16 protein-coding genes are annotated in these 15,536 nt (G+C 69.2%); 9 read left to right on the top strand and 7 right to left on the bottom strand.

Annotated elements, in window-relative coordinates; translation table 11 throughout:
• Nucleotide 1 precedes the first annotated feature (1 nt).
• Entirely contained in the window at nucleotides 2-1,195 is a 1,194-nt protein-coding gene (locus tag GXW71_RS29720) for an aminotransferase (protein WP_211856345.1), read from the bottom strand.
• 393 nt (nucleotides 1,196-1,588) lie between these two features.
• Here GXW71_RS29720 and GXW71_RS29715 point away from each other — a divergent pair, with 393 nt between their 5' ends.
• The 4 genes from GXW71_RS29715 to GXW71_RS29700 all read left to right on the top strand — a co-directional run bounded on the left by GXW71_RS29715 (nucleotide 1,589) and on the right by GXW71_RS29700 (nucleotide 5,405).
• Entirely contained in the window at nucleotides 1,589-1,927 is a 339-nt protein-coding gene (locus GXW71_RS29715) for a P-II family nitrogen regulator (protein ID WP_211856344.1), read from the top strand.
• Nucleotides 1,928-2,180: 253 nt separating this feature from the next.
• Entirely contained in the window at nucleotides 2,181-3,617 is a 1,437-nt protein-coding gene (gene glnA / locus GXW71_RS29710) for a type I glutamate--ammonia ligase (RefSeq protein ID WP_211856343.1), read from the top strand.
• A 168-nt stretch (nucleotides 3,618-3,785) separates the two neighbouring features.
• Nucleotides 3,786-4,382, top strand: a complete 597-nt coding sequence (locus GXW71_RS29705) for a hypothetical protein (protein WP_211856342.1) — start codon at nucleotides 3,786-3,788, stop codon at nucleotides 4,380-4,382.
• A gap of 303 nt (nucleotides 4,383-4,685) precedes the next feature.
• Nucleotides 4,686-5,405 (top strand): SDR family NAD(P)-dependent oxidoreductase, encoded by a 720-nt coding sequence (locus GXW71_RS29700; protein WP_246527017.1) that lies wholly within the window; start codon nucleotides 4,686-4,688, stop codon nucleotides 5,403-5,405.
• A 240-nt stretch (nucleotides 5,406-5,645) separates the two neighbouring features.
• On the opposite strand, the gene GXW71_RS29695 is transcribed toward GXW71_RS29700, so the two are convergent.
• The 4 genes from GXW71_RS29695 to GXW71_RS29680 all read right to left on the bottom strand — a co-directional run bounded on the left by GXW71_RS29695 (nucleotide 5,646) and on the right by GXW71_RS29680 (nucleotide 9,942).
• Entirely contained in the window at nucleotides 5,646-7,070 is a 1,425-nt protein-coding gene (locus tag GXW71_RS29695; protein ID WP_211856340.1) for a M20 family metallopeptidase, read from the bottom strand.
• Between the two features lie 57 nt (nucleotides 7,071-7,127).
• Nucleotides 7,128-7,766, bottom strand: coding sequence for a polysaccharide deacetylase family protein (locus GXW71_RS29690; RefSeq protein WP_211856339.1), 639 nt, complete (start codon nucleotides 7,764-7,766; stop codon nucleotides 7,128-7,130).
• A 98-nt stretch (nucleotides 7,767-7,864) separates the two neighbouring features.
• On the bottom strand, nucleotides 7,865-8,968 hold the full coding sequence (locus tag GXW71_RS29685; RefSeq protein ID WP_211856338.1) for an NAD(P)/FAD-dependent oxidoreductase: 1,104 nt from the start codon (nucleotides 8,966-8,968) through the stop codon (nucleotides 7,865-7,867).
• Nucleotides 8,969-8,973: 5 nt separating this feature from the next.
• Nucleotides 8,974-9,942 carry a D-2-hydroxyacid dehydrogenase gene (locus GXW71_RS29680; protein ID WP_211856337.1) on the bottom strand — a complete coding sequence of 323 codons (969 nt, stop codon included), beginning with the start codon at nucleotides 9,940-9,942 and terminating at the stop codon, nucleotides 8,974-8,976.
• Nucleotides 9,943-10,292: 350 nt separating this feature from the next.
• On the opposite strand from GXW71_RS29680, the gene GXW71_RS29675 reads away from it, so the two are divergent.
• Nucleotides 10,293-10,565: a hypothetical protein gene (locus tag GXW71_RS29675; RefSeq protein ID WP_211856336.1), complete on the top strand. Its 273-nt coding sequence runs from the start codon at nucleotides 10,293-10,295 to the stop codon at nucleotides 10,563-10,565.
• 123 nt (nucleotides 10,566-10,688) lie between these two features.
• On the top strand, nucleotides 10,689-11,975 hold the full coding sequence (locus GXW71_RS29670; protein ID WP_211856335.1) for an NCS2 family permease: 1,287 nt from the start codon (nucleotides 10,689-10,691) through the stop codon (nucleotides 11,973-11,975).
• 228 nt (nucleotides 11,976-12,203) lie between these two features.
• Here the strand turns inward: GXW71_RS29670 and GXW71_RS29665 are convergent, their stop codons facing one another.
• On the bottom strand, nucleotides 12,204-12,371 hold the full coding sequence (locus GXW71_RS29665) for a hypothetical protein (protein WP_211856334.1): 168 nt from the start codon (nucleotides 12,369-12,371) through the stop codon (nucleotides 12,204-12,206).
• Nucleotides 12,372-12,478: 107 nt separating this feature from the next.
• Entirely contained in the window at nucleotides 12,479-12,844 is a 366-nt protein-coding gene (locus tag GXW71_RS29660; RefSeq protein WP_246527016.1) for a DUF962 domain-containing protein, read from the bottom strand.
• 43 nt (nucleotides 12,845-12,887) lie between these two features.
• On the opposite strand from GXW71_RS29660, the gene GXW71_RS29655 reads away from it, so the two are divergent.
• From GXW71_RS29655 to GXW71_RS29645, 3 genes are all read left to right on the top strand, one after another.
• Nucleotides 12,888-14,477 (top strand): MFS transporter, encoded by a 1,590-nt coding sequence (locus GXW71_RS29655; protein WP_211856333.1) that lies wholly within the window; start codon nucleotides 12,888-12,890, stop codon nucleotides 14,475-14,477.
• Nucleotides 14,478-14,545: 68 nt separating this feature from the next.
• Nucleotides 14,546-15,061, top strand: a complete 516-nt coding sequence (dps, locus tag GXW71_RS29650) for a DNA starvation/stationary phase protection protein Dps (protein WP_211856332.1) — start codon at nucleotides 14,546-14,548, stop codon at nucleotides 15,059-15,061.
• 66 nt (nucleotides 15,062-15,127) lie between these two features.
• On the top strand, nucleotides 15,128-15,536 hold a 409-nt coding region (locus tag GXW71_RS29645; RefSeq protein ID WP_211856331.1), incomplete at its 3' end, for a hypothetical protein.

Genomic DNA, 15,536 nt, shown 5'->3' with positions numbered 1-15,536 from the left:
CCTATCCCGCGGCGGCGATGCTGCCCGGACGGCGCTGCTCGATCCAGCGGCCGAGCCGCGCCAGCGCCTCATCCAGCAGCGCATCATTCTTGCAGAACGCGAAGCGCGCGTAATGGCTGGGCGGCTGCTCGCTGGCATAGAAGGCGGTGACCGGGATTGCGGTCACCTTGGCCTCTAGCGTGATCGCGCGGCAGAAGGCGACGTCGTCGCCATTGAAGCCGAGCGGGCGGAAATCGGTGGTGATGAAGTAGCTGCCCTGGGTCGGCAGCACCCCGAAACCGAGCCGCGCCAGCCCCGCCGCCATCCGGTCGCGCTTCCGCTCCAGATGCGCCGAGAGGCCGGCGAAATAAGCGTCCTCCTTCGCGAGCCCGACCGCGACCCCGCGCTGCAGGTTGGGGGGCGTCGTGAAGGTCAGGTTCTGGTGCGCCTTGGCGACGTTCGGCGCCAGGCTGCGGTCGCAGGTGACGTAGCCGATCTTCCAGCCGGTCAGGCTGAAGGTCTTGCCCGCGCTGCCGACCCGCATGCAGCGCGGCCGCATGCCCGGCAGCGTCATCAGGGGTATGTGCTTCCAGCCGTCGAAGGTCAGGTGCTCATAGACCTCGTCGCAGATCGCATAGGCGTCATGGCGCTCCAGCAGGTCGGCGATGAAGGCGAGCTCGGCGGCGGTGAAAACCTTGCCGGTCGGGTTCATCGGCGTGTTGAGCAGGATCGCCTTGGTCTTCGGCCCGAAGGCGGCGGCGAGCTCGGCGCGCGGCAGCTCCCATTTCGGCGGCGTCAGGCGCACCAGCTTCGGGACGGCGCCGAGCAACTTCACCACCGGCAGGTAGGTGTCATAGAGCGGCTCGATCAGCACGCATTCGTCGCCCGGGTTCAGCACCGCCATCAGGCAGGCGGTGATCGCCTCGGTGGCGCCGGAAGTGACGATTACCTCCGCGTTGGGATCGACCTCCAGCCCGTAGAAGCGCTTGTTATGGGTGGCGACAGCCTGGCGCAGCTCCGGCACGCCAGTCAGCGGCGGATATTGGTTACGGCCGTCCTTGAGCGCCGCGGCGGCGGCTTCGATGACATCCTCGGGGCCGTCATAATCCGGGAAGCCCTGGCCCAGGTTGATGGCGCCATGTTCGGTGGCGAGCGCGCTCATCACCGTGAAGATCGTGGTGCCGGTGGCGGAGAGAAGCGCGTTCTGCGGCTGCATGGGCCGGTAGCATCCTGGCGGCTGGGGTTGGTCTGCGAAGCCTTTCATCATGCGGCGTCGCCCGCGGCCTCGCAAGCGGCCCGCGAGCATGATGATCAATATTTAGGCACATTGCCTATACATCGTCCAGGACAGGGGTTAGTCGTCAAGTTTTCCCGGGGTGCCCGGATTGAAGCTGCCGCGCACCGCATGCGATACCGGCGCAACGCCGCGAGCGATGTCGGCGGTGCGCCAGACGATCCGATCCCAGGGGTCGTAACGGCACGCCGCATGCAAAGCTCGAAGCGCGGGCCAGGTGGCCCGGCCGTTGGGGATCCACCCCACGGCAGCGACCCTCGGGAGGAAGGAGGCCGGCGTGCGGCATGCGTGCATGCTCGCCGGTGAACGGAGCCGATGAAGAAAATCGAGGCCATCATCAAGCCCTTCAAGCTCGACGAGGTGAAGGACGCGCTGCACGAGATCGGCCTGCAGGGGCTGACCGTGGTCGAGGCCAAGGGCTTCGGCCGCCAGAAAGGCCACACCGAACTCTATCGCGGCGCCGAATATGTCGTGGACTTCCTGCCGAAGGTGAAGATCGAGGTCGTCTGCGCCGACGACATGCTGGAGCGCGCGGTGGAGGCCATCCAGGCGGCGGCCCGCACCGGCCGCATCGGCGACGGCAAGATCTTCGTCTCCGACGTGGCCGAGGTCATCCGCATCCGCACCGGGGAGCGCGGCGAGGACGCGGTCTGACGCCGGCGACTGACGGCGGGCGAGACGGCACAGCGAAGTAGGGTTTCCGCACGCGCCCCGACTGGCGGGGGCGCGGCGCGGAGGAACGGCGTGAAGCCCCAGGGGATGGGGCGGCCCCGTTCCGCACATGCCGGCGCGCGGGGCAGCCCGCCGCCGGAGCCGGGCCGGCCGCGGGACTACCGACCTGCGGCCGCGCATGTTCAATTCGGGACCACCGCCCCGCAGGGGCACCAGGGGAACAGGACCGCACACGATGGCCAAGAAGCCCGCAGCCGCAGCGCCGAGCGCTGTCTCCAAGGTCATGGAGATGATCAAGGAGAATAGCGTCGAATACGTCGACCTGCGCTTCACCGATCCGCGCGGCAAGTGGCAGCACACCGCCCAGCACGTCTCCACCATCGAGGAGGATGTGTTCACGGACGGCTTCATGTTCGACGGCTCCTCGATCGCCGGCTGGAAGGCGATCAACGAGTCCGACATGATCCTGATGCCGGACCCGACGACGGCCTGCATGGATCCCTTCTCGGCCAAGCCGCAGATGATCCTGATCTGCGACATCATCGAGCCCTCGACCGGCCAGCTCTACAACCGCGACCCGCGCGGCACCGCCAAGAAGGCCGAGGCCTATCTGAAGTCGACCGGCATCGGCGACACGGCGTTCTTCGGCCCGGAGGCCGAGTTCTTCGTGTTCGACAGCGTGAAGTTCGGCACCGGCGGCAATTTCGGCACCTACCAGCTCGACAGCATCGAGGGCCCCGGCGCCAACCTGAAGGACTATCCGGAAGGCAATATGGGCCACCGCCCGGGCGTGAAGGGCGGCTACTTCCCGGTCGCCCCGGTCGACAGCGAGGTCGATCTGCGCGCCGAGATGCTGTCCACCATGATCGAGATGGGCGTCGCCGGCGAGAAGCACCACCACGAGGTGGCGCAGTCCCAGCATGAGCTCGGCACCAAGTTCGGCCCGCTGGTCATGCAGGCCGACCACATGCAGATCTACAAGTACTGCATTCACAACGTGGCGCATTCCTACGGCAAGACCGCGACCTTCATGCCGAAGCCGATCTATGGCGACAACGGCTCGGGCATGCATGTCCACCAGTCGATCTGGAAGGCGGGCAAGCCGGTCTTCGCCGGCAACGGCTATGCCGACCTGTCGAACGAGGCGCTCTACTACATCGGCGGCATCATCAAGCACGCCAAGGCGCTGAACGCCTTCACCAACGCCTCGACCAACTCCTACAAGCGCCTGATCCCGGGCTTCGAGGCGCCGGTGCTGCTGGCCTATTCGGCCCGCAATCGCTCGGCCTCCTGCCGCATCCCCTACGCGACCAGCCCGAAGGCGAAGCGCGTCGAGGTGCGGTTCCCGGATCCGACCGCGAATCCCTACCTCGCCTTCGCCGCCATGCTGATGGCCGGCCTCGATGGCATCAAGAACAAGATCCATCCGGGCGAGGCGATGGACAAGGACCTCTATGACCTGCCGCCGGAGGAGCTGAAGGGCATCCCGACGGTGTGCGGCTCGCTGCGCGAGGCGCTGGGCGCGCTCGAGGCGGACCACGAGTTCCTGCTGGCCGGCGACGTGTTCTCGAAGGATCAGATCGAGAGCTACATCGAGCTGAAGTGGACCGAGGTCTATCGCTTCGAGCACACCCCGCACCCGGTTGAGTTCGAGATGTACTACTCGGTCTGAGCGTCCCGCTCAGCCCGGACAGAAGCGCCCCGCCGGAGACGGCGGGGCGTTTCGCGTTTCAGACGCCGAGGCCAGGTCGGCGGCGGCACTGCCGTCAGCGTGACGCGTAACGACCTCTGGCGCGCGCCGCCTCCGCTGGCCACACTGCGCGCCGCAAGGGAGGCGCGCATGGCGTTCGGTGTTCCTGGATCATCTCTGGCCGGTGCCGCCTTGGCCGCGCTGCTGGCGCTCGGTGGCTGCGCCGGCGGCGATGCGCCGCCAGTGCCGCAGGTCGCGGTGCCGCAGGACGCGGCGGAGCGCGGCCCGGCTCTGTTCTTCGCGATCTGCGGCGATCTCGACATGGCACAGGCCCCTGCGCGCGCGGCCGAACGCGGCTTCCGCACGCCGGGCGACGAGGCGCTCCGCGACATCAGGCGCGGCCGCGCCGGCGAGGTCCGGGCGCGCAGCGGCCGCGATGCCGAAGGGCTGTTTCTGGCCTCCGAGCCGCGACTCTGCGAGGTCACGCTCTCCGGCCCCGACACCAAGCGCATCGCGCCGGGCTTTGCGGCCGGGCTCGCCGCGTTGCGGGAGCGGGGCTTCACCACGACGCTGCTGAACGAGAGCGAATCCGTCGCCGGCATCACCCGACGCTGGCAGGCCGTGGGGCCGGGCAATGTGGAGCGGATCTACGCCATCGCACCCTATCCCGATCCCGAGCGCCCCTGGCGCGCCCTGCTCTGGGTCACCGACGACCCGGAGCAGCTCCGCGCCGCGCGGCGGCGCTAGAGCATGATCGCTTCAAGCTGAAGCGATCATGCTCTAGCCACTTTGTTTGATCGCGTGATTCACGCTTTTCGGTGATTCCACCTCAAGCGATCACGCTCTAGGTCCATGCCCTCTCCGATCGGGATCGGCCTGCGCGCCGCCGACCTGGCGGCGGAGACCCTGCCGGGCGCGCCCTGAGGCCGTGTCTGGTTCCGGGGCTTCGATGGTGCAGCCTTCTCAGGCGCGTTATCCTGCCCGATCGCATCTGCTCCAAGACATTGCGGACAACTGATCGGGGTCGAGATGGCCGAAGGCAAACGCATCATGCTCCTGACGGGAGCGAGCCGTGGCATCGGGCATGCGACCGTCAAGCTGTTCCAGGAACGCGGCTGGCGCATCCTCACCGTCTCCCGCCAGCCCTTCGCGGAGGAATGCGCCTGGCCGGCGGCGCGCGAGAGCCATATCCAGGCGGACCTGTCCGATCTGGATCAGATCGAAGGCCTGGTCAGGGACGTGCGCGCCCGCCTGCCGGACGGCAGGCTGCATGCGCTGGTGAACAATGCCGGGATCTCGCCCAAGGGCCCTGGCGGCGCCCGCCTCGGCGTGCTGGCCTCCGACGCGGCGACCTGGACCCAGGTCCTGAACGTCAACCTGGTCTCGACCGCCCTGCTGGCCCGGGCCCTGCTGCCCGAGCTCGAAGCCGCCCGTGGATCCATCGTCAGCGTGACATCGATCGCGGGCTCCCGCGTCCACCCCTTCGCAGGCGTGGCTTACGCCGCCTCCAAGGCAGGCCTCGCGACGCTGACGCGCGAGCTCGCGCATGAATTCGGTGCCCGCGGAGTGCGCGCCAATGCCATCGCACCCGGCGAGATCCAGACCGCCATCCTGTCGCCCGGGACGGACGAACTCGTCGCCAAGGAAGTGCCGATGGGCCGCCTCGGCCATCCGCGCGAGGTGGCGGAGACGATCCACTTCCTTTGCACGGAAGCGTCCAGCTACATCAACGGCGCCGAGATCCACATCAACGGCGGCCAGCACGCCTGAGAGACCGTTTGGAATGGCGGCGGCGGAGGGCTGGCGAGGGATTTTCGTCCCTGGCGTGTCGGCTGATGCTGGTGGCATCGGCGAGGAAGCCGGCGCGGCAGGGGCGGAAAAGACCCGCCGGGCCGACCCGCCGGCATTCCCAAACGGTCGCTGAGCCAGCCAGGCACGGGGGACCGCCGCTTCGCCGCCGCTGGTGGCCAAGTCGCTGACGGAGGGGCGAGGCTCCCCCTCCGTCCCGCATCAGATGGAAACCGACATGCCGAAGGGCGGCTCGGTGCCTTCCGGGATCGGGCTCTGGTAGGGGGTCACGGCGGTGCGGGCGGCGAGGTCTTCCTTGGCGCGCGCGATGATCGAGGGATCGCGCAGCGTGTCCACCGCAGTCGCCGCCATCACCTTCGCCACGTGCACCATGCCCTTGTGCGCCGCCGGCAGCTTGCCCTGCGCGGTGAGCTGCCAGGAATGGCCGGGCGTGCCGATCGCATAGGTGGCACCGCGCGCCTGCACCGTCGGCACCACCCAGGAGACGTCGCCGACATCGGTGCTGCCGACCATCGGCGCGCCCTTGGCATCGGCCGGCACCACCTGGTCGGTCAGGCCGAGGCCCGGCTTCGGCGTGAGCCCCACCTTGCGCCAGGCGGCGGCGATGTCGGCCGCCGTCATCGTCGCCTGGAAATCATTCGCACGCGCCTGGTCGGCGGCGTCGAAGGGCGGCGGGCCGAGGCGGTCGAGCGCCGCCTGCATCGCCTTCTCCATCGGCGCATTGCCGAGCAGGTTGGCGACACCGCTCAGCACCCGGTGCTCGACCGTGCATTCGGTCATCAGCGCCGCACCCTCGGCGATCTTCTTCACCCGCGCGATCAGGTCGGTCAGCTCCGGCAGCTCGCGCGCGCGGATCAGGTAGCGGACCTTGGCCTGCGCCTGCACCACGTTCGGCGCGATGCCGCCGGCGTCGAGATAGGCGTAGTGGATGCGCGCGTCGCTCGGCATGTGCTCGCGCATGTAGTTCACGCCGACGCTCATCAGCTCCACGGCGTCGAGCGCCGAGCGGCCGAGCTGCGGCGCCGCGGCGGCGTGGCTGGCGCGGCCCTTGAAGGTGAAGTCGATGCGCGTGTTCGCGAGGCTGATCGCCTCCTGCACCGCGGCGAAGGCCGCGGGGTGCCAGGAGATCGCGACATCGACATCGGCGAAGGCGCCTTCGCGGACCATGAAGGCCTTGGCAGCGCCGCCTTCTTCCGCAGGGCAGCCATAATAGCGCACGCGGCCGGGAATGCCGTTCTCGGCCAGCCAGTCCTTCACCGCGGCGGCGGCGAGCATGGAGGCGGAGCCGAGCAGGTTGTGCCCGCAGCCATGGCCATAGCCATCGCCCGGCATCGGCCGCTGTTCCGTCACGTCGGCCTCCTGGGACAGGCCCGGCAGCGCGTCATATTCGCCGAGGATGGCGATGACCGGGCCACCCTCCCCTGCCTCGCCCATGACAGCGGTCGGGATGCCGGCCACCTTCTCGGTGATGCGGAACCCTTCCTTCTCGAGCATCGCCTTGTGCTCGGCAACCGAGCGGTGCTCGTTGTAGCAGAGCTCGGGCATGCCCCAGATGCGGTCGGAGAGGTCCTCGTAATCGGCGCGGCGCTGATCGACGAGATCCCAGATGCGTTCGGCGTTCTTCATGGATCGGGACTGTAGGACGCGGAACCAGAGGTGGCGAGAGGCATGCCGCCGGGCCGATCAGGGGAGCGGCGTGAAGGTTACATTCGTGAGCTTCGCGCGGATCTTGCTGACGAATGTCTCCACATTGCTCACCGTGGTCTCGTGGATATCGTGCATGAGCACGACATACTGGCCGCCGCTCTTCATCTGGCCCAGGCCTTCCGCGATCCAGTCGGCGCTGCGGTGCTTCCAGTCCAGGGTATCCACGTTCCACAGCACCGTGGTCATGCCGGCCGCCGTCGCGACCTTCTTCACGGTCGCGTTCAGGCTGCCATAGGGCGGCCGGAAATACTTTTTCTGGGTGCCGATCGCCCCGATCAGCGTCTGGGTCCGGCTCAGCTCCGAGGTGACGCCGCCCTCGCTCAGCTTGGCGAGGTCGGCGTGGCTGTAGGAGTGGTTGCCGACCTGGTGCCCCAGATCCTTGATGCGCTGCAGGATGCCGGCGCCAGCCCCTTCGAGCTGCTTCCCGACGACGAAGAAGACCGCCTTGATCCCGAGGGAGCCGAGGGTCGCCAGCAGCTTCGGCGTATGCGTCGCATGCGGGCCGTCATCGAAGGTCAGGGTGATGCTGGTCACCCCGGTGCTGATCCATTCGGCCTGCTTGGCGAGCATCCGCCGCGCCTGCTCGGTGCAGAAGGCATCGACGCTCGAAACCATCCCGGCACCTCCGATGCAGGCCTGCCGCCGCACCATGCGGCCGGCGAAGCCGAATTCAGGCGGCCTTCAGTCTGTTCGGAGAATTATTCGAAATCGAATCAAACTTCGGCGATGCCGCTCACATGGTCTGCTAGCGCGAGTGAGGCGGTGAGCCCCGGGCTCTCGATGCCGAAGAGGTTGATGAGCCCCGGCACGCCATGCACCGAGGGCCCCTGCACGTTGAAATCCTGCGTCGCGACCGCCGGCGGCACGATCTTCGGGCGGATGCCCGAATAGCCGGGCGCCAACGCACCGTCCTTCAGACCAGGCCACCAGCGCCGGATGGAGGCATAAAAACCCTCGCCGCGCTTCGGGTCGACCTCGTAGTCGAGGCTGTCCACCCATTCGACATCGGGACCGAACCGCGCCTGGCCGCCGAGATCGATGGTGAGATGCGTCCCGAGGCCGCCCGGCACCGGCACCGGATAGATCAGCCGCGAGAAGGGCGAGCGGCCGATCAGCGAGAAATAGTTGCCCTTGGCGTAATAGGCGGTCGGCACGTGCTCGGGCGCCAGGCCCCGGAGGTTCGCCGCAAGCTTCGGCGCGTGCAGCCCGGCGCTGTTCACGACCAGCGCCGCCTTCAGCGTCATCGGCTCCGCGCCGCCGACATCGAGCTCGATGCCGTCCTCCGCCACGCGCCCGCCGGTGACCGGTGCATGGAAGACGAAGATCGCGCCGGCATTCTCGGCATCGCCCTGCAGCGAGACCATGTAGGCATGGCTATCGATGATGCCGGTCGAGGGTGAGACCAGCGCCGCGGTGCAGGAGAGTTCCGGCTCGATGCCGCGCGCCTCGTTGCCGGAGACGCGGTGCAGGTCCTCGACGCCGTTCGCCGCCGCGCGCTGGCGGATGCTCTCGAGCTTCTCCGCCTCCTCCGTGCTCGTCGCGACGATCAGCTTGCCGCAATTCGCGTGCGGCAGCCCGCGCTCGCGCAGATAGGCGTAGAGGCGCTGCTTCCCCTCCACGCAGAACCGCGCCATCAGGCTGCCCTTGGCATAGTAGATGCCAGCGTGGATCACCTCGGAATTGCGCGACGAGGTCTCGGTGCCGATGCCCTCGGCCGCCTCCAGCACCAGCACTTCCCGTCCCGCAAGCGCGAGAGCGCGCGCGACCGCAAGGCCCACGACACCAGCGCCGATGACGACGGCATCGACCTGCTCCATGACGCTCACACCACCTGATTGAGAAGCACATCCTCGCCGCGCTGCAGGCGGCCCAGGTTCTCCATCAGGAAGTCGAGGACATTGTCCTCATAGGCGCAGGTCTCGCCGCCGGTATGCGGCGTGATGAAAACGCTCGGCATGGTCCAGAGCGGCGAGCTCTCGGGCAGCGGCTCCTCCTCCACGCAGTCCAGCGCCGCGGACTTGATGGTGCCGGCGTTGAGCGCCGCGATCAGCTCGGCTTCCTTCACCACCTTGCCGCGCGCGACGTTCACCAGATGCGCCGAGGGCTTCATCAGCCCGAGCTCGGCGGTGCCGATCAGCCCCTGCGTCTCGGGCGTCAGTGGGCAGCAGAGCGCGACATAGTCGGCGCGCGGCAGCACCTCGTGCAGCTTGGCGATCGCGTGCACCTCGTCGGCGCCCTCGGCGCCGGTGGAGGGGTCGCGCTTGAGGCCGATCACATGCATGCCGAAGGCGCGCGCCAGCCGCGCCAGGCGGCCGCCGATGCGGCCGAGGCCGACGACGACCAGCGTCTTGCCGCCGAGCTCGTCCTCGCGCTTCCAGAAATCGCCCTGCATGCCGCGCCAGAATTTCTTCGCCTGGTTGTCGCGCGCCTCCGGCAGGCGGCGGCTGATCGCCAGGATCAGGCTGATCGCGTGCTCGCTCACCGCATTGGCGTTGCCGCCGGCCGCCGAGGCCAGCCGGATGCCATGCGCGCGCAGCACCGCCGGGTCGTACTGGTCGACGCCGGCGCTGATCGACTGGATGAACTTCAGCCGCTTCGCCTGCGGCGCCAGCGCGTTGTTCCAGTAGCCGGAGACCAGCAGCACATCGATTTCGCCGATGCGGGCGGCGAAATCCTCGCGCGTGCGCATCTCGATGAAGGGCAGGTCGATGCCGCGGGCCTGCATGCGATCCCCGAATCGATAGGCGACGTGGGCGATTCCGATGGTGGGCTTGTCGCCGATCAGGGGCATGGAGCGTTTTCCGTGAGAAGGACGTGGAGACGCCGCATCTATGGAACGGCCGCGCCCCGCCGCCAAGCCGTGCAGGGGCCGGTGCCGCACGGAGTTGTGAGTGCGGCGGCGCCGCTGCCCGGCGGGTCGCGGCGCCAGGCGCCGGAGGCGCAAGGCGCTGAAACCATAGCCTTCGGCTCGATGTTTTCAGGTCGGTCCGGGCGTCACGGCCCGCAATCTTTGGTCACGGCCTGCCTTGGCTTCGCCGCGATCATGCCACAGGCGTACCGGATTGCGGAGCCACCTTGAAATGCAGGACAATGGTCCTCGCGCCGCATCCCTGGATGCGAAGGCATAAGAAGGAGCTTCCCATGTCGGTCCGCCTTACCCGGCTCATCCGTATCGCCCTGCTCGGCGCGCCGCTCGCCCTGATCGGCCTCGCCCAGGCTCCGGCCCAGGCCTCCCCGGCCCGCGCCCTGCTGCCCGAGGCGGCTGCCCCGGCGCCGATGGCGCAGGAGGTGCAGTATTACGGCCGCCCGCATCGCCACCATCGCCGCTGCTGGATGGAGGAGCGGCGGGTCCGCTTCCGCGACGCCTATGGCCGGGTGCATGTTCGCGTGCGGCCGGTGCGCGTCTGCCGCTGAACGGCGCCGGCGTAACGCCGGCGCTGCAAGCGAGCTGATGGCCCCATCCCGGGGCGCGGCGGCCTTCCATCGGAGGCCGACCGCGGGCCAAGCTTGACGCACTCACGAATCGGGGGCGTCTGGATGGAGCGGTTTTTCGACATGGCGGCGCGCGGCACCACGCCGCGCACCGAAGTGCTGGCCGGCTTCTCTACCTTCCTGACCATGGCCTACATCATCGTGGTCAACCCCTCGATCATGGCGATGGCCGGCATCGACCAGGGGGCGGCCTTTGTCGCCACCTGCCTCGCCGCCGCGATCGGCTGCCTGCTGATGGGGCTGATCGCCAATTTCCCGATCGCCCTCGCACCGGGCATGGGGCTCAACGCCTATTTCGCCTTTGCGGTGGTGCAAGGGGCGGGCGTGCCCTGGCAGGTGGCGCTCGGCGCCGTCTTCATCTCCGGCCTGCTGTTCTTCGCCGTCTCGGTGCTGCGGGCGCGGGAATGGCTGGTGAACGGCATTCCCTTCTCGCTCAAGCTCGGCATCGCGGCCGGGATCGGCTTCTTCCTCGGGCTGATCGGGCTGAAGACCATGGGAATCGTCGTCGCGCACCCTGCGACCTTGGTGGCGCTCGGGCCGCTGACCGCGCCCTCGACCCTGCTCGCCTGCGCCGGCTTCCTGCTGATCGCCGGGCTCTCCGCGCGGGGCGTGCCGGGGGCCATCGTGATCGGCATCCTCGCCACCGCGGCGGCGGGCATTCCCCTGGGGTTGACGACCTGGCGCGGCCTCATCGATCTGCCGCCCTCACTGGCGCCGACCTTCCTCCAGCTCGACATCGCGGGCGCACTCGGGCTCGGCATCGCCGGCATCGTCTTTACCTTCTTCCTGGTCGATCTCCTGGACAACACCGGCACGCTGATCGGCACCACGCATCGGGCCGGGCTGATGCGGCCGGACGGCACGGTGCCCAATCTCGGCCGCGCGCTGATGGCCGATTCGGGGGGTGCGATGATGGGCGCCGTGCTCGGCACTTCCACGACCGTCAGCTACATCGAGAGCGCGGCCGGCATCCAGGCGGGCGGGCGCACCGGGCTGACGGCGGTGACGGTCGGCCTGCTCTTCCTGGTGGCGCTGTTCCTGGCCCCGCTCGCGACCGCGATCCCGGGCTTCGCGACGGCGCCGGCGCTGGTCTTCGTCGCGTGCCTGATGGCGCAGGGGCTGCGCGACCTGCGCTGGGACGACGCCACGGACTTCATGCCGGCGATCGTCACCGCGCTGGCGATGCCGTTCACCTTCTCGATCGCCACCGGGATCGGGCTCGGCTTCATCACCTTCGCCGGCGTCAAGACCATCGCCGGCCGCGCTGGCGAGGTGCATGGCGCGGTGTGGCTGATCGCCGCGCTGTCGGCGATGAAGTTCGCGCTGATCTAGGCCGAGTGCCTATGCCTGGATCGCACTCGTCTGTTGCGGCAATGTTCCGGCTATAGTATTTTGTATACAGTCCCTCTCGGAAGCCGGCGACGCGCCGGGGCGATCCGCGGCCTTCCAAGGTTTTCACGCGCCACGGCCATGCGGTGGCACCGTCCGCCACTCAACGGAAAGGGAACATCACTGGGGCCGCCACGCCGGCGGCCCCTGCCGCTTCAGCGTTACGCCGGCTCAGTAGTAGTAGCCGCGCGGGCGGTAGTAGTAGGGTCGATAGGCCGGGGCGACCACCACCGGGGCGGGGGCATAGTAGCCATAGGCGCGCGGCGCCGGGGCGACGACGCAGCCCGAGAGGGACAGGCCGGCACCCACCAGCAAAGCCGCCGCGAGAAGCTTGCGCATCGGAACCTCCATCGGCCGCCCTACGGGGCGGCATGCAGGGAGCTTAACGCCGTCCCTGTGCCGGAACGGTGGCAACAATGTAACCGCATCTTGCAGCTGATGACGTTTCAGAGACCGGCGCGGCGCAGCTCCGCGCCGAGGCGACCGGTCGCCATCAGCCAGGCCATGCGGAAATCCGAGCGCAGCGACCAGACCGGGTAGGTGAAGGTCGCGGGACGATTGCGTTCCACCAGCATGTGGCTGCCCCAGGCGAAGGCGTAGCCCGCGACCGGCACCGCGACCAGCAGCCAGAGCGGTCCCACCAGCGCCCCCCACAGCAGGAGGCCGATCGCGATCACCGTGCCCACCAAATGCACCCAGCGCGTCGCGGGCCGGGCATGTTCCCGCAGGTAGTGCGGCCAGAACTCGTCATAAGTCGCGAAGCGGCGTTCCATGGCACGACGGTAATCCGCGGGAACCCCGCGCGTCACCATCGCTTCGCTTCCAGGCGCCGCACATGGCTGGCAGATTGGGCCGATGCCTCTTCCCGGCGCCCTCGCGCCCCTCCGCCACCCGGTCTTCCGCAACCTCTGGATCGCGGGACTCGCGGCCAATACCGGCCTCTGGGTGCAGAACACCGGTGCCGCCTGGCTGATGACCTCCCTCGCCCCGTCTCCGGTGATGGTGAGCCTCGTGCAGGCCTCCTCCATGCTGCCGGTCTTCCTGCTGGCGCTGCCGGCCGGCGCCATCGCCGACATCCTCGACCGCCGGCGGACCCTGATCGCGGCGCAGCTCTGGATGGCCTGCATGGGGCTGCTGGTGGCGCTGCTCACCTTCAGCGGCGAGCTCGGCGCCTGGGGCTTGCTCGCCATCACCTTCGGCATCGGCGCCGGCACCGCGGCGATCTTCCCGGCCATGGCGGCGACGACGCCGGAGCTGGTCCCGCGCGAGGACCTCGTCCAGGCGATCGCGCTGAACGGCATCGGCTTCAACCTCGCACGCGCCACCGGTCCGGCGGTCGGCGGCTTCACCATCGCGCTGGCCGGCGTCGAAGCCTCCTTCGTGCTGGCGACCATCGGCTTCTTCGTCATGGTCGGCGCCCTGCTGCTCTGGCGGCGGGAGGTTCCGGCCCGCTCCCTGCCGCCCGAGCATCTCTGGCCGGCCATGCGCTCCGGCATCTTCTTCGTCGTGGCCTCGCCCGGGCTGCGCGCCGCGATCCTCAGGGCCTGCGCCTTCTTCTTCTTCACGGCCGCGGTCTGGGGGCTGCTGCCGCTGCTGGTGCGGGTCAGGCTCGGCCTCGGGCCGGACGCCTTCGGCCTGATGCTGACCGCGATGGGCGCGGGCGCCGTCGCCGGCGGCTTCCTGCTGCCGACGCTCGCGGGCCAGGCGACGCGCGGCACGCTCGTTTTCCGCTTCTCGCTGCTCGCCGCGGCATCGCTGCTGCTGCTCGGTGCCTGGCCGCACTGGCTGCCGGCCGGGCTCGGCATGGTCGGCTTCGGCTTCGCCTGGATCGGCGCCTCCAGCGCCTTGCAGGCCGCGGCGCAGCTTGCTTCCCCCGCCTGGGTCAGGGCGCGGGCGATCGGCATCTACCAGCTCTCCTTCTTCGGCGCGCTGGCCCTTGGCAGCGCCCTCTGGGGCATGCTCGGCGAGTGGATCGGCATCGCCTATGCGCTGGTGCTGGCCGCCATCCTCGGCACTGTGACGGCGGTGCTGGTGCGCCCCTGGCGGCTGGAGCCGCCCCGCGCCAGCGAGGCGCCGGCCAGCGCCCTGCCCTTGCCCGATGCCCCCGCGGCCGAACTCGCGGGGTTGCTGGGCGAGGATTCCGGCCGGGTGCTGGAGGTGGTGCACTACACGGTCGCCGCCGCCGACCGTGTCCGCTTCCTGGCAGTGATGGGCGAGATGCGGCGGATGCGCATCCGCTCCGGCGCGCGGGTCTGGCGGCTCTATGAGGACATCGCCCACCCGGAGCGCTTCGCCGAGCTCTGGACGGTCGAGAACTGGACCGAGCATCTGCGCGAGGCCGGGCGGCTGGACGCCGCCGACCGCGCAACGCTCGCGCGCGCGGCCGCGTTCCACAATGGAGACGGCGCGCCGGAGGCGACGCGGTATCTTAACCTGCAACCCTGACGGCAATACTGGCGCCGCGTCTTCGATTGCCTATGTCATGATTCGACCCCTGAAGGAGCAAAGCCGCGATGGCGAAGAAGTCCGATGAGCCGAAGCTGTTGAAGACGAACAATGACGTGGCCGACAATGCGAAGAAGGTCTCGATCGGCGTGCTGCAGGGCTGCCTCAGTGATGCGATCGACCTGACCAACGCGACGCGGCAGGCGCATTGGAACGTCAAGGGCGCCCATTTCAGCGCCCTGCACGCGATGTTCGAGACCTTCTACAATCAGCTTTTCGAAGGCACCGACGAGATCGCGGAGCGGATCGTGCAGCTCGGCGGCATCGCCCACGGCACCACCCAGACGATCGGCGCCGGCACCCGGCTGGAGCCCTACCCGACCGAGCTCCTGGCCGGGATGGACCATGTCCGCGCGCTGGTGCCGCGCTATGCCAAAGTCGCGAAGACGCTGCGCGCCGGCATCGACGAGACCACCGAAGCGGGCGACGCCGACACCGCCGATCTGCTGACCGGCCAGAGCCGCACCATCGACAAGGCGCTGTGGATGCTGGAAGCGCATCTGGAGCCCGACAGCGCCGCCTGATCCGGCGCGACGAATCATTGCGGAACCGGGGCGGCCGCGGGCATGCTGCAGCTTATGGAAACGCACATGCATCGCGGCGGGCTGCCCCGGCTGGGGTTGGCGGCGGGCTTCGGCCTGGTGCTGGCACTCGGCGGCTGCGCCGGGCGTGGCGGACAGGGCGCGGCCCAGGGCGAAGGCTGCCGCGCCCAGGTCACCAGCTTCAACGAGGCCGGCGACACCTTCGTCCGGCCGACCCGGCCGCGCTGGAACTGGCGGCCGCGCCCCGCGGCGCCGCCGCCGACCGGCCTGGACGCCGAAATGACGCGCGAGAACGCCGATCTCGACAGCCTGCAGATCGCCTTCGACAGCCTGCTCTACTGCCGTTGGATCGAGGCGCGGACGGTGCGCGCCGACCTCACCGCCGGCCGCGTGCCGCGCCCGCAGGCCGAGGCCCGCATGGCGGCGCTGCGCGCCCGGCTGCGCGCCGACCTCGATC

Origin of the sequence: Plastoroseomonas hellenica, assembly GCF_018129085.1 — a bacterium.
GTDB lineage: Bacteria > Pseudomonadota > Alphaproteobacteria > Acetobacterales > Acetobacteraceae > Plastoroseomonas > Plastoroseomonas hellenica.
This window is presented reverse-complemented; position numbering and strand designations above follow the sequence as displayed.

Coding starts and splice junctions, on each gene's coding strand:
- GXW71_RS29690 (WP_211856339.1), bottom strand. CDS start 7,766: ATGGTTTCGAGCGTCGATGCCTTCTGCACCGAGCAGGCGCGGCGGATG.
- GXW71_RS29695 (WP_211856340.1), bottom strand. CDS start 7,070: ATGAAGAACGCCGAACGCATCTGGGATCTCGTCGATCAGCGCCGCGCC.
- GXW71_RS29705 (WP_211856342.1), top strand. CDS start 3,786: ATGGCGTTCGGTGTTCCTGGATCATCTCTGGCCGGTGCCGCCTTGGCC.
- GXW71_RS29680 (WP_211856337.1), bottom strand. CDS start 9,942: ATGCCCCTGATCGGCGACAAGCCCACCATCGGAATCGCCCACGTCGCC.
- GXW71_RS29685 (WP_211856338.1), bottom strand. CDS start 8,968: ATGGAGCAGGTCGATGCCGTCGTCATCGGCGCTGGTGTCGTGGGCCTT.
- GXW71_RS29675 (WP_211856336.1), top strand. CDS start 10,293: ATGTCGGTCCGCCTTACCCGGCTCATCCGTATCGCCCTGCTCGGCGCG.
- GXW71_RS29655 (WP_211856333.1), top strand. CDS start 12,888: ATGCCTCTTCCCGGCGCCCTCGCGCCCCTCCGCCACCCGGTCTTCCGC.
- GXW71_RS29670 (WP_211856335.1), top strand. CDS start 10,689: ATGGAGCGGTTTTTCGACATGGCGGCGCGCGGCACCACGCCGCGCACC.
- GXW71_RS29665 (WP_211856334.1), bottom strand. CDS start 12,371: ATGCGCAAGCTTCTCGCGGCGGCTTTGCTGGTGGGTGCCGGCCTGTCC.
- GXW71_RS29700 (WP_246527017.1), top strand. CDS start 4,686: ATGCTCCTGACGGGAGCGAGCCGTGGCATCGGGCATGCGACCGTCAAG.
- dps (WP_211856332.1), top strand. CDS start 14,546: ATGGCGAAGAAGTCCGATGAGCCGAAGCTGTTGAAGACGAACAATGAC.
- GXW71_RS29720 (WP_211856345.1), bottom strand. CDS start 1,195: ATGCAGCCGCAGAACGCGCTTCTCTCCGCCACCGGCACCACGATCTTC.
- GXW71_RS29715 (WP_211856344.1), top strand. CDS start 1,589: ATGAAGAAAATCGAGGCCATCATCAAGCCCTTCAAGCTCGACGAGGTG.
- glnA (WP_211856343.1), top strand. CDS start 2,181: ATGGCCAAGAAGCCCGCAGCCGCAGCGCCGAGCGCTGTCTCCAAGGTC.
- GXW71_RS29660 (WP_246527016.1), bottom strand. CDS start 12,844: ATGGTGACGCGCGGGGTTCCCGCGGATTACCGTCGTGCCATGGAACGC.